The organism is Leclercia sp. GHBNCSD (assembly GCF_055805075.1).
Genome location: NZ_JBQVYO010000001.1, coordinates 1,778,765 through 1,791,364 on the forward strand (window position 1 = coordinate 1,778,765; position 12,600 = coordinate 1,791,364).

12 protein-coding genes are annotated in these 12,600 nt (G+C 57.2%); 6 read left to right on the forward strand and 6 right to left on the reverse strand.

Annotated elements, in window-relative coordinates:
* Nucleotides 1–56 precede the first annotated feature (56 nt).
* From ACT3IC_RS08645 to ghrB, 5 genes are all read left to right on the forward strand, one after another.
* Nucleotides 57–1,073 carry a LacI family DNA-binding transcriptional regulator gene (locus tag ACT3IC_RS08645; RefSeq protein WP_156653707.1) on the forward strand — a complete coding sequence of 339 codons (1,017 nt, stop codon included), beginning with the start codon at nucleotides 57–59 and terminating at the stop codon, nucleotides 1,071–1,073.
* Nucleotides 1,074–1,175: 102 nt separating this feature from the next.
* Complete coding sequence (locus tag ACT3IC_RS08650) at nucleotides 1,176–1,925, forward strand: sugar phosphate isomerase/epimerase family protein (protein ID WP_114385542.1); 750 nt, start codon at nucleotides 1,176–1,178, stop codon at nucleotides 1,923–1,925.
* Between the two features lie 3 nt (nucleotides 1,926–1,928).
* Nucleotides 1,929–2,867 (forward strand): sugar kinase, encoded by a 939-nt coding sequence (locus ACT3IC_RS08655; RefSeq protein WP_159340391.1) that lies wholly within the window; start codon nucleotides 1,929–1,931, stop codon nucleotides 2,865–2,867.
* A gap of 96 nt (nucleotides 2,868–2,963) precedes the next feature.
* A complete protein-coding gene (locus ACT3IC_RS08660; RefSeq protein ID WP_103177780.1) occupies nucleotides 2,964–4,244 on the forward strand; it encodes an MFS transporter in 1,281 nt (426 codons plus the stop codon).
* A gap of 27 nt (nucleotides 4,245–4,271) precedes the next feature.
* Nucleotides 4,272–5,246 carry a glyoxylate/hydroxypyruvate reductase GhrB gene (ghrB, locus tag ACT3IC_RS08665; protein WP_159340392.1) on the forward strand — a complete coding sequence of 325 codons (975 nt, stop codon included), beginning with the start codon at nucleotides 4,272–4,274 and terminating at the stop codon, nucleotides 5,244–5,246.
* A 54-nt stretch (nucleotides 5,247–5,300) separates the two neighbouring features.
* Here ghrB and cspE read toward each other — a convergent pair whose 3' ends face one another.
* Entirely contained in the window at nucleotides 5,301–5,513 is a 213-nt protein-coding gene (gene cspE, locus ACT3IC_RS08670) for a transcription antiterminator/RNA stability regulator CspE (RefSeq protein WP_032615822.1), read from the reverse strand.
* 348 nt (nucleotides 5,514–5,861) lie between these two features.
* The gene (locus ACT3IC_RS08675) at nucleotides 5,862–6,572 is read right to left on the reverse strand and encodes a DUF3053 domain-containing protein (RefSeq protein ID WP_103177778.1); all 711 of its coding nucleotides are present in this window, start codon (nucleotides 6,570–6,572) and stop codon (nucleotides 5,862–5,864) included.
* A 332-nt stretch (nucleotides 6,573–6,904) separates the two neighbouring features.
* Here ACT3IC_RS08675 and ACT3IC_RS08680 point away from each other — a divergent pair, with 332 nt between their 5' ends.
* A complete protein-coding gene (locus ACT3IC_RS08680) occupies nucleotides 6,905–7,195 on the forward strand; it encodes an HTH-type transcriptional regulator (protein ID WP_103177777.1) in 291 nt (96 codons plus the stop codon).
* A gap of 41 nt (nucleotides 7,196–7,236) precedes the next feature.
* On the opposite strand, the gene ACT3IC_RS08685 is transcribed toward ACT3IC_RS08680, so the two are convergent.
* The 4 genes from ACT3IC_RS08685 to ACT3IC_RS08700 all read right to left on the reverse strand — a co-directional run bounded on the left by ACT3IC_RS08685 (nucleotide 7,237) and on the right by ACT3IC_RS08700 (nucleotide 12,547).
* Nucleotides 7,237–8,856 carry an ABC-F family ATP-binding cassette domain-containing protein gene (locus ACT3IC_RS08685; protein WP_325941881.1) on the reverse strand — a complete coding sequence of 540 codons (1,620 nt, stop codon included), beginning with the start codon at nucleotides 8,854–8,856 and terminating at the stop codon, nucleotides 7,237–7,239.
* A 238-nt stretch (nucleotides 8,857–9,094) separates the two neighbouring features.
* On the reverse strand, nucleotides 9,095–11,164 hold the full coding sequence (gene glyS / locus ACT3IC_RS08690) for a glycine--tRNA ligase subunit beta (protein ID WP_473477145.1): 2,070 nt from the start codon (nucleotides 11,162–11,164) through the stop codon (nucleotides 9,095–9,097).
* A 9-nt stretch (nucleotides 11,165–11,173) separates the two neighbouring features.
* Complete coding sequence (gene glyQ, locus ACT3IC_RS08695; protein WP_003860141.1) at nucleotides 11,174–12,085, reverse strand: glycine--tRNA ligase subunit alpha; 912 nt, start codon at nucleotides 12,083–12,085, stop codon at nucleotides 11,174–11,176.
* A gap of 159 nt (nucleotides 12,086–12,244) precedes the next feature.
* The gene (locus tag ACT3IC_RS08700; protein WP_103177773.1) at nucleotides 12,245–12,547 is read right to left on the reverse strand and encodes a YsaB family lipoprotein; all 303 of its coding nucleotides are present in this window, start codon (nucleotides 12,545–12,547) and stop codon (nucleotides 12,245–12,247) included.
* Between the last annotated feature and the right edge of the window lie 53 nt (nucleotides 12,548–12,600).

A 12,600-nucleotide genomic window follows, 5' to 3' on the forward strand; every position in this document is an offset into this window, starting at 1 on the left:
GCGCCACCGGGCATTTTCGCGCTAAGGTATGCTCACCCAAGGCAAGGAAACCAGCGATGAGCAAATCAACACGGCCCACCATCAGCGATGTGGCGAAAGCCGCAAAAACCGGTAAGACCAGCATCTCCCGTTACCTCAACGGCGAAAAACACCTGCTGTCCGACGCGCTGTTAGCCCGCATTGAACAGGCCATTGCCGATCTCGACTATCGTCCCAGCCTGATGGCCCGGGGACTGAAGCGCGGGCGAACCCGCCTGATCGGGCTTATCCTCGCCGATATTACCAACCCCTACTCTGTTAACGTCCTCAGCGGCATCGAAGCCGCCTGCCGGGAAAAAGGCTTCACCCCGCTGGTGTGTAACACTAACAACGAACTTGACCAGGAGCTGCACTACCTCGATCTTCTGCGCAGCTATCAGGTAGAGGGCATTGTGGTTAACGCCGTGGGAATGCGTGAAGAGGGACTGAACCGCCTGCAACAGTCCGCCCTGCCGATGGTGCTGATTGACCGCAAAATCCCGGATTTCGCCTGTGATGTGGTAGGGCTGGACAACACCCAGGCCGCCACCACCGCCACGGAACATCTTATAGAGCAAGGGTTTGAAGCGATTCTGTTCCTGAGCGAACCGCTGGGGATGGTCAACACCCGTCGCGAGCGCCTCAGCGCGTTTCGCGCGACCCTCGCCCGTTATACTGGCGTGATCGCCGAGAACGTCGAAATCCCCCTCCATGAAGCCGGACAGATGGACAGTGCCCTGCGCCAGTTCCATACCCGTCATCGCGGCATGCGCAAGGCGGTCATCTCCGCTAACGGCGCCTTAACGCTACAGGTCGCCCGATCGCTTAAGCGCATCGGCCTGCACTGGGGCAGCGATATCGGTCTGCTGGGCTTTGACGAGCTGGAGTGGGCCGAGCTGGCCGGTGTCGGCATCACCACCCTCAAACAGCCCACCTGGCAGATTGGCTTCGCCGCCGTCGAGCAGGTGATTCGCCGGATCAACGGCGCCGATGAAGCGGTCCGGGAGCAGGTCTTCTCCGGGGAGCTGATCGTGCGCGGTTCCACGGCGCGTTAATCCCCCTTCGTGATGGCGATCATAAATCCGGCATCCTGAACTTTTCTTTGGAACCGGTTCCATCTAGCGTAAAGAGTATCAGCTACGTGATGGAGTCCGCCGATGGGCAGAAAAATTATTGTTGTCACCGCCGCGTATGGCGCTGACCAGGTACGGCAAGCGGGTGGGCAGCGCGCCATGCTGCCGGTTATCGCCGGGGCAGGCGCGGATGGCGTCGAGATCCGCCGGGAGTTATTCAGCGATGCCGAACTGGCAACCTTACCCACCCTTGCCGAGTCCATTGAACTGCTCGGCCTGTTGGCCTGCTACTCCGCCCCCGATGCACTGTTTAGCGCGGATGGCACCCTCAACCCACTGCTGCCCCGCTACCTTGCCGAGGCCGCGACGCTCAACGCCCTGTGGCTGAAAGTCTCCCTCGGCAACTTCAGCGATAAGCAGCAGCTCGATGCGCTGCGCGCCCTGCTCGATGACACCGGCATGACGCTGGTGGTGGAAAACGACCAGACGCGTTGCGGCCAGCTGGCGCCGATGCAGCGCTTCAAGGCGGCCTGCCGGGTAATGAGCCTGCCGGTCACGCTGACATTTGATATGGGCAACTGGCTGTGGGTGGGTGAGTCACCGGAAGAAGCCGCGAAGCATCTGGCGCCCGCGGTGAGCTATATCCACGTTAAGGCCGCCGTTCCTCATCAGCAGCAGTATCGCGCCGTGCCGCCCGACCAGGACAGCACCCGCTGGCAGGCCCTGCTGGAGCAACTGCCCGGCGATGTCCCACGCGGGATCGAGTTTCCGCTTGAAGGGCCAGATCTGACGGCGGTCACCCGTCATTACGTCAATTTACTGCGGGAGGCGTAAGCGATGCCGAATAGTCTGGATGTCATCACCATTGGTGAAGCGATGGCCATGTTTGTGGCTACCCACACCGGCGACTTAAGCGAAGTCGATCGCTTTATGAAGCGCGTCGCGGGTGCCGAGCTGAACGTCGCCACCGGGCTGGCGCGCCTGGGCCTGAAGGTGAGCTGGGTGAGCCGCGTCGGCAATGACAGCTTCGGCCAGTTTGTGCTCGACACCCTGAAAAAAGAGGGGATCGAGACCGCAGGCGTGACCATAGACGACCGTTATCCGACGGGCTTCCAGCTTAAATCAAAAGTCACCGATGGAACCGATCCCATTGTGGAGTATTTCCGCAAAGGCTCGGCAGCCAGCCATCTCTCCGTTGAAGATTTCAATCCGATCGGGTTTACCGCAGCCAGGCATCTGCACCTGAGCGGCGTGGCGGCCGCATTGTCCGCCAGCTCTTACGCCCTGCTCGATCACGCGGCGGGCGCCATGAAAGCCGCGGGGAAAACCCTTTCGTTCGATCCCAATCTGCGCCCGGTGCTGTGGAAAAGCGAAGCGGAGATGGTGGAGAAGCTGAACCACCTCGCCTTCCAGGCCAACTGGGTGCTACCCGGCCTGAAAGAGGGCCTCATCCTGACCGGGGAAAACACCCCGGAAGGGATCGCCGATTTTTACCTGAACCGGGGCGTGAAGGCCGTGATCCTGAAAACCGGTGCCGACGGCGCCTGGTATAAAACCGCCGATGGCGAGCAGGGTGCCGTGGCGGCAGTGAAGGTCGAGAACGTCGTCGATACCGTCGGCGCGGGAGACGGCTTTGCTGTTGGTGTGGTCAGCGCCTTGCTGGAAGGCAAAACGCTGCATCAGGCCGTCACGCGCGGCAATGTTATCGGCTCGCTGGCGATCCAGGTTCAGGGCGACAGCGAAGGATTACCCACCCGGGCGCAACTGGACGCATAACTTCCCTCTCCCTACAGGGGAGAGTGGGCTAACGATTAAACCACCGTGTACCCTACAGACAACGGCGGTAACCCCCTCAACGACAGAGGCAAGCCTATGAACAATGCAACAAACGCAGTAAAACGCTGGTGGTACATCATGCCTGTCGTGTTTATCACGTACAGCCTGGCGTACCTTGATCGTGCGAACTTTAGCTTCGCGTCTGCCGCAGGCATTACGGAAGACCTGGGGATCACCAAAGGCGTCTCCTCGCTGCTGGGGGCCCTCTTCTTCCTCGGTTACTTCTTTTTCCAGATCCCTGGCGCCATCTATGCCGAACGCCGCAGCGTCCGCAAATTGATCTTCATCTGCCTGATTCTCTGGGGTGCCTGCGCCTCCCTCACCGGGGTGGTGAATAACATCCCGGCGCTGGCGGCCATTCGTTTTATTCTTGGCGTAGTGGAGGCGGCGGTCATGCCCGCGATGCTGATCTACATCAGCAACTGGTTTACCAAATCCGAACGCTCGCGCGCCAATACCTTCCTTATTCTCGGCAACCCGGTCACGGTACTGTGGATGTCGGTGGTCTCCGGATATCTGATCCAGTCCTTCGGCTGGCGTGAGATGTTCATTATTGAAGGTGTGCCGGCCATTATCTGGGCCTTCTGCTGGTGGGTGCTGGTGAAAGACAAACCGGCCCAGGCCAAATGGCTCTCTGAAGATGAAAAAGCGGCCCTGCAGGCGCAGCTGGATAAAGAGCAGCAGGGACTGAAAGCGGTGCGTAACTACGGCGAAGCCTTCCGCTCCCGCAACGTGGTACTGCTGTGCATGCAATATTTCACCTGGAGTATCGGCGTTTACGGTTTTGTTCTGTGGCTGCCGTCTATCATCCGTAGCGCGGGCGATAACCTCGGCATGGTTGAAGTGGGCTGGCTCTCCTCCGTGCCTTATCTGGCTGCAACCATCGCCATGATTGTGGTCTCCTGGGCGTCGGACAAACTGCAAAACCGCAAGCTGTTCGTCTGGCCGCTGCTGTTGATTGCCGCTTGTGCCTTTATCGGTTCGTGGGCGGTGGGCGCGAACCACTTCTGGGTTTCCTATACGCTGCTGGTGATCGCCGGTGCGGCGATGTATGCCCCGTATGGTCCGTTCTTTGCCATCATCCCGGAAATGCTGCCGCGTAACGTGGCGGGCGGCGCGATGGCGCTCATCAACAGCATGGGTGCGCTGGGCTCGTTCTTTGGTTCATGGTTCGTGGGCTATCTGAACGGTGTGACCGGCGGCCCGTCAGCCTCGTACATCTTTATGGGGGTGGCGCTTTTTGCCTCGGTGTGGCTTACTTTAATTGTTAAGCCTGCTAATAATCAAAATATTCCCGTCGGCGCACGCCACGCCTGAATCCTTTTAAAATCAACGGAGATTAGCATGAAGCCGTCCATCATTTTGTATAAAGCCCTGCCTGATGCCCTGCAGCAGCGCCTTGAAGAGCATTTCACCGTTACCCGGGTTAACAACCTGAGCCCGGAGACGGTACAGCAGCATGCTGAGGCGTTCGCGGGTGCCGTCGGGCTGCTGGGCTCCAGCGAAAAGGTGGATGCCGCGCTGCTGGAAAAAATGCCTGCGCTGCGTGCAACCTCGACCATCTCAGTAGGCTATGACAACTTTGACGTCGATGCGCTGAATGCCCGCAACATCCTGCTGATGCACACGCCAACCGTACTCACCGAAACCGTGGCGGATACGCTGATGGCGCTGGTGCTCAGCAGCGCGCGTCGCGTGGTGGAAGTGGCCGAGCGCGTTAAAGCCGGCGAGTGGACCAAAAGCATCGGTCCGGACTGGTTTGGTGTCGATGTGCATGGCAAAACGCTGGGCATTGTCGGGATGGGCCGCATCGGCATGGCGCTGGCCCAGCGCGCCCACTTCGGTTTCAACATGCCGATTTTGTATAACGCGCGCCGCCAGCATAAAGAGGCTGAAGAACGCTTTAACGCCCGCCCCTGTGACCTGGATACCCTGTTGCAGGAAGCGGACTTTGTCTGCCTGATCCTGCCGCTGACCGATGAAACTCACCATATGTTCGGCAAAGCGCAGTTTGAGAAGATGAAGAAATCCGCCATCTTTATTAATGCAGGACGCGGACCGGTGGTGGATGAACAGGCGCTGATTGCAGCGTTGAAAAACGGTGAGATCCACGCCGCGGGGCTGGACGTATTTGAGCAGGAGCCGCTACCGGTCAGCTCGGAACTGCTGACAATGCCAAACGTGGTCGCGCTGCCGCATATTGGCTCCGCCACCCACGAAACGCGCTATAACATGGCGGCCTGTGCGGTGGAAAACCTGATCGACGCCCTGCAGGGCAAGGTGGATAAAAACTGCGTCAATCCACAAGTTAAGCCTTAAACGAAAAAAACCCGCCAGAGGCGGGTTTTTAAATTCTTGCGCTGAGTTGGAAGCTTACAGGCTTACAACGTTACCAGCTGCTGGGCCTTTAGCGCCGCTTTCGATGGTGAAGGAAACTTTCTGACCTTCGTCCAGAGATTTGTAGCCATCGTTCTGGATAGCAGAGAAGTGTACGAACACGTCTTTAGAGCCATCGTCAGGAGTGATGAAGCCGAAACCTTTATCAGCGTTGAACCATTTTACCAGACCAGTCATTTTACCAGACATAGATATTACCTTTTAAAAATTTGTTTTGCCTTCCGGCGCGATGATGGAATGTGTTACAGATTTTTAAGCGATGAAGGAAGGGTCACTACGAAGGGTATCTAAGATAACGCATCTGGACTGCTTAACTAAACTGCTCTAGGTCTGTGTAACAAACCGACGAGGTGTATTAAGACATAGTTCGCGGATCAAAGACAAGCTTTATTTTCAGAGAAGATAAAAAACCCCGCTTTGCAGCGGGGTTTTTTATTCTGGAATGCGCCCGGCGGCGCTTCGCTTGCACGGGCCTACAGATTTGTAGGCCAGCTAAACGCAGCATGGCCTGGCAAAATGCGAGTACGTTTTCAGACGTTATTCCGTTGCGGCCATCGCCGCGCTCCACGCCTGGCTGAACGCCTGATGCTGCGCGGCCAGCGGCCCAATCAGCGCATTGTACTGGCTGGCCTGCTGCGAGGTCGGGAACTGAATGCCGTTGGAGACAAAGCTCACCTGGGTGCCCTGCTGGGAAATATAATCTGCTACCTGCACCAGCTGCTGTGTAAAGATCTGGGCTGCTGGAATAAGCGGCTGCAGAGCTTCGGCAGGTTTGGTCACCACTTTTTCATACACTTTGTCGAACACAGGCTTGAGATCTTCGCCCTGCTTCAGCGCAGAGCGCGCGCCATCGGCCTGCATTTTGGCGTTCTGCAGCTGCTGGCCCAGCACACCCAGTGCGCCGTTTGACTGGCTCAGCGGTTCGCGCTGGGTCACGTAATCCTGCGGTACGCGAATTGCATTCACGCTATCCACCACCGGACGCAGTCCGGCGTCCATCGCCTGGTTCACCTGCTGTGAATAACCATACAAAATGGCATAGTCAGAAACGAAGGGACCAAACTGTTTTTTCTGATCCGCAGTCAGCGTTGGCAAACGCTCGCCACTACGCATCGCAGTATTTTGCAGGAAGTCGATAAACGCTTTGCGCTGATCCCCTTCCTTATCGAAACACCCACTCAGGCTAACTATCATTAACAACGCCGCAAGCGGCGCAAACCAGCGAGAGCAGGGCTTTCCTGTCGCCATTGTTATTACTCCTTTCACCCAAAAAAGCGCACACCGGCACACGCGTGCCCAACGGTGACAGAATAGTCCAGGTCAGGCCCGCAAGATACCCTTTTCATGTAAAACGACTATTGCCATATAAATTCTTACCATTTACAAAAAAATACCTGATGCTATGGCGCTACAGAATAATCAAGTCATTAGCATACTCAGTCGGTTCGCAAAGCGAGCCAGCGAAACGTATCTCTAACAATTAATCACGCACGTTACGATCTGTTCTCAGTTTTAGCGACTATTCTTAAATTGCTCTCTAATGTTCACGATCCCGCAGTGTGATTTATGAGGAGTTCTCAATGGAATTAAAAGATCCTATGTTTGATCTGCTAAGCAGTCTGGAACAGATTGTTTTTAAGGATGCACCGCAGACGGTTACCCGTTCGCAAAAGTCCAACCCCTTTACGGAATTTGAGCGCTTACGCAAAGGGACAGGGATGAAAACCGATGATTTCGCACGAGCAATGGGTGTCAGCGTAGCGATGGTTCAAGAGTGGGAATCAAAAAGAGTGAAGCCCTCCATGACCGAGCTGAAGCTGATGAGCCTGATTCAGGCTAACCCGGCACTCCGCAAGCAGTTGACTGAATAGTTATATTTTAGCCCCCGCATTTGCGGGGGTTTCTGTTTCTATCACCGCCTTTTACCACGCCACTCTCCGTTCAGCCACGCCAGTTCATGGGTCAGCTTCAGCCCATCCAGAAAAACGTCGTCATGCGATACCACCAGCAGTGCGCCTGTAAAGCCTGCCAGCGCCGCCTCGATAGCACGTGTCGAGGCCAGATCCAGATGGTTAGTCGGTTCATCGAGCAGCAAGAGCTGCGTCGCCTCTTCCCGCCACAGCACGCAGGCCAGCGCCGCTTTTAAGCGTTCGCCGCCGCTGAGCGCTGAAAGCGGGAGCGTCACCCGATCGGCGCCCAGCTGCAGCTGGGCCAGACGGCTGCGGAGTATCCCCTCCTCCAGCGGCGTGTTATGCAAATTGAGGTGGGAGATAACGGATTGCGTCAGATCCAGCTGCGATAAGTGCTGGTCGAGATATGCCACCGTGACCGACGTCCGGCAATGTCCCGAAACAGGCTGGCACTGGCCGAGGATGGCTTTCAGCAAGGTGGATTTCCCGCAGCCATTCGGCCCCCGCAACGCCACCCGCATCGGCCCATCCATGCGCCAGTTAAGCGGCGCCATCGTGATGTGCGGCAGCACCAGATCCTCCAGCACCAGCACCTGTTTCCCCTCCGCAATCTGGCTGCCTGGCAGGGTAAACATCACCGGATTTTCCTCTTCCACCCGCTCCCGCGCCTGAGTGACCGCCGCGTTCATCGCACCCTGTTGCTCCTGGTGCTGTTTGCGCCACGCGCCCGGACGCTCCTTTGCTGCCCCTTTATACTTAACGCGCTCAAACGAGGCGATATTAAGACTATCCACCGTGCGCAGGGTTTTCGCCGACCGGCGCAGGCTGTCATCATGCTCCTTTTGTAGACGGGCGCGGGTGCGTTTGCGCTCGGTGGTTGCATGCTCCAGTGCCGCGCGGGCGGCCTGCTGCTCCGCATTCCGCTGGCGCTGATAGTCCGCGTAATTGCCACCGTAGCTGTGTAAACCCGACGCGCTGAGTTCCAGTATGCGCGGCACCTGTGCCAGCAGCTCACGATCGTGTGAAGCGACCAGCACGCAACCGGCATGCCGGGCAAGTTGCTCGTAAAACCACGCCCGCCCCTGCCTGTCGAGGTGGTTGGTGGGTTCGTCCAGTAGCAGAGAGTCCGCATTCGCCGTAAACGCGCCGCACAGCAGAGCGCGAACCCGCTCGCCGCCGCTCAGTTCAGCGGCCAGCCTGTCGGGATCAAACGGCGCAAGCCCGGCGCCGATAAACGCCTCGCTCAGTCGTTCCGTTAAATCCCAATAACCGTCGAGGCGCTCCAGATCCTCAGGCAGATAAGCACCACTGTCGATACGCCTGCGGGCCGCGAAAAGGCCTTCATAGCCAAGCAGCTGAGCCAGCGTGGTGTGGGGGGAAATATCGTGCTGTTGCGCCACATAGCGGTGCGTGCCGAAACGTTCGATATGGCCACTGGCAGGCACGTCCAGCCCGGCCAGCAGGCGCAGAAGACGGGTCTTGCCGCTGCCGTTACGGCCAACCAGCGCGCACAGTGACGGCTCCAACGAGAGATTCAGCGGACCAAAAAGGGTATCGCCTGTCGAAAACTGGCAGGTGACCTGATGCAAAATAAAAGAAGGGGATTGCGCAAAATGAGCCATAAGCACTCCTGAATGAAATCAAAACATCCCCTGCCGACGCGGTGGCGTTTAGCAAGGATCGAAATTCATCAGTCGTGTTTGTTCATTTTTGGGGGGCGCTCCAGAGGGAAAAAAGTAACCGGGGACAGGATAGCGGGTTTTTGTTCAGGGTTTCAAGGTTAAATTTTCAACGGCACGCCATAAAAAAACCCGCCGAAGCGGGTTTTTTAGCAAGCGTAGCGCCGCCGGGCAAAAGCCCTTACTGCAGCAGCGAGATATCCGCCACGCGCAGGAATAGCTCGCGCAGTTTTTCGAGCATAGAGAGACGGTTAATACGCAGATCTTTATCCTCTACGTTGACCATCACTTTCTCGAAGAAGGCGTCGATAACATCACGCAGTTCGGCCAGTTCCACCAGCGCTTCCTGGTAGCGACCTTCTGCGAAGACTGGCTCCAGCTTGTCGCGCAGCACCACAACCTGCATCGCCAGAGCGATCTCTTCCGGCTCTTTCAGCGTCGCGGCGTTCACTCGCTCGTTCAGCTTTTCATCGGACTTCGCCAGGATATTGGAGACACGCTTGTTGGCCGCAGCCAGGGCAGATGCCGCTTCCAGGGTACGGAAGTGGGAGACCGCCTTCATACGGGCATCGAAATCGGCCGGACGGGTCGGACGACGCGCCAGCACCGCCTGAATGGTGTCCACGCTATAGCCTTCGTCCTGATACCAGGCGCGGAAGCGACCGAGCATAAAGTCGATAACCTCATCCACTACGTTGGTGTTGGTCAGCTTGTCGCCGTACAGACGCACCGCTTCTTCCGTCAGGGTCTGCAGATCGAGGTTCAGGTTCTTCTCAACGATGATACGCAGCACGCCCAGCGCAGCACGACGCAGCGCAAACGGGTCTTTATCCCCTTTCGGATGCTGCCCGATACCGAAGATACCCGCCAGGGTGTCCATCTTGTCGGCGATCGCCACAGCACAGGCAACCGGGTTGGACGGCAGATCGTCACCGGCAAAGCGCGGCTGATACTGCTCGTTCAGGGCCACGGCCACATCTTCCGCTTCGCCATCGTGACGCGCGTAGTGCATGCCCATCACGCCCTGGGTGTCAGTAAATTCAAACACCATGTTGGTCATCAGGTCGCACTTGGAGAGCAGACCGGCGCGGGTAGCGTGGTTAACGTCGGCACCGATTTCACGGGCGATCCAGCCGGCCAGCTCTGCAATACGGTCGGTCTTGTCGCGCAGGGTACCCAGCTGCTGCTGGAACAGCACGGTTTGCAGGCGTGGGAGGTGATCTTCCAGACGCTTTTTACGGTCGGTATTGAAGAAAAACTCCGCATCCGCCAGACGTGGACGAACCACTTTCTCGTTACCGGAGATGATCTGCACCGGATCTTTCGATTCGATGTTCGCCACGAAGATGAAGTTCGGCAGCAGCTTGCCGTCGTTGGCATAGACCGGGAAGTACTTCTGGTCACCTTTCATGGTGTGAACCAGCGCTTCCGCCGGAACCGCGAGGAACTTCTCTTCGAACTTCGCGGTCAGCACAACCGGCCATTCCACCAGGGAGGTCACTTCTTCCAGCAGGCTGTCGCTCAGATCGGCTTTACCGCCAATCTGGCGGGCCGCTTCTTCCGCATCGGCTTTAATTTTGGCTTTACGCTGTTCGTAGTCAGCAATGACTTTACCGCGTTCCAGCAGGATTTCCGGGTACTGATCGGCGTTGTCGATGGTGAACCCCGGCTCGCCCATAAAGCGGTGGCCGCGGATCACGCGATCGGACGCGACGCCCAGAATGGTGGCAGGAATAACGGTATCGCCCAGCAGCAGAGTCACGGTGTGAACCGGACGCACGAAGTGCACGTCGCTTGCGCCCCAGCGCATCAGTTTGGGAATCGGCAGCTTCGCCAGCGAGGTGGCAATCATGTTCGGCAGCAGCGCTTCTGCGCTCTCGCCTTTCACATGGGCGCGATAGAGCAGCCATTCGCCTTTGTCGGTGGTCAGACGCTCGGCCTGGTCAACGGTAATCCCGCAACCACGCGCCCAGCCTTCTGCCGCTTTGCTTGGTTTACCTTCAGCGTCGAACGCCTGGGCAATCGCCGGGCCGCGCTTTTCAACTTCGCGATCGGGCTGAGACGCCGCCAGGTTAGCCACTTTCAGCGCCAGACGACGCGGGGCAGCAAACCACTCAATTTTACCGTGTGCCAGGCCAGCGTTATCCAGCTCGGCAGTCACGTTCGCAGCGAAAGATTCAGCCAGGCTGCGCAGGGCTTTTGGTGGCAGCTCTTCGGTGCCGATTTCCACCAGGAAAGTTTTCTCAGACATGGCCGCCTCTTATTTGTTTCGGTTGCACATCGGGAAGCCAAGGGCTTCACGGGACGCATAGTAAGCTTCTGCAACGGCTTTGGTCAGGGTACGAATGCGCAGAATGTAGCGCTGACGTTCAGTCACGGAGATCGCTTTACGGGCGTCCAGCAGGTTGAAGCTGTGGGCGGCCTTCAGAATACGCTCGTAGGCAGGCAGCGGCAGCGGAGTCTCCAGCGCCAGCAGCTGCTGGGCTTCTTTCTCATACTGCTCGAAGCAGGTGAACAGGAAGTCCACGTCCGCGTATTCAAAGTTATAGGTGGATTGTTCCACTTCGTTCTGATGGAACACGTCGCCGTAGGTGGTTTTACCCAGCGGGCCGTCGCTCCAGACCAGGTCGTAAACGCTGTCTACGCCCTGAATATACATGGCCAGACGTTCCAGACCGTAGGTGATTTCACCCGTAATCGGTTTACATTCCAGACCGCCAACCTGCTGGAAGTAGGTGAACTGCGTCACTTCCATTCCGTTCAGCCACACTTCCCAACCCAGACCCCAGGCACCCAGCGTCGGGTTTTCCCAGTTATCTTCCACGAAACGAATGTCATGAATGGTCGGATCCATACCCAGCTCTTTCAGCGACCCGAGATACAGTTCCTGAATGTTGTCTGGCGATGGCTTAATCACCACCTGGAACTGATAGTAATGCTGTAAACGGTTCGGGTTTTCACCGTAGCGACCATCGGTCGGGCGGCGGGATGGCTGTACATAGGCGGTAGCCATCGGCTCTGGCCCCAGTGCACGCAGGCTGGTCATCGGGTGTGAAGTGCCGGCGCCCACTTCCATGTCCAAAGGTTGAACAATGGTGCAGCCCTGGCGAGCCCAGTAATCCTGTAAGGTCAGGATCAGGCCCTGGAAGGTCTTAGTATCAAACTTTTGCATAGTATTTCGTGCTGGATACGTGTGGTTTTAAATGGAAGGGTTCAGTATACCCGCTGAGTGCAAGATATACAGTACGAAACGGGGTTGTTTAGGGAAAATTGGGAAATAAGCATAGCTGACAGCGCCCTGCTGACGCAGCCACCACATTAAGCGACTATCTCAACGCATCGAAAGGTGTAAAAAATGGCCATCTGCGTCAAAAGAACAGATGAAACTCTCATTGCGGGCAGTGAAGCCCTGCATCTCATAGCTGCCCTGAAACTGCTCAAAGGCGGTGACGTCGATTTTTTGCGCGCCGGTATTGTAGCGCTGGGCCGCCCGATCCTTACACAGCTGTTCCATATCCAGGGAACGCTCCGGGCTGACTTTTTGGGTTTGCGCTTTTTGCGCCGGGGTGGTCTCCTGAGCCGCACAGCTGGCCAGTAGCGCGGGTAGCAAAAGCCATATCGCACGCATCATCATTTATATTACCGCCCTCTGCTGTGGCTGTTATTTTTAAACTCTAAACTTTATAG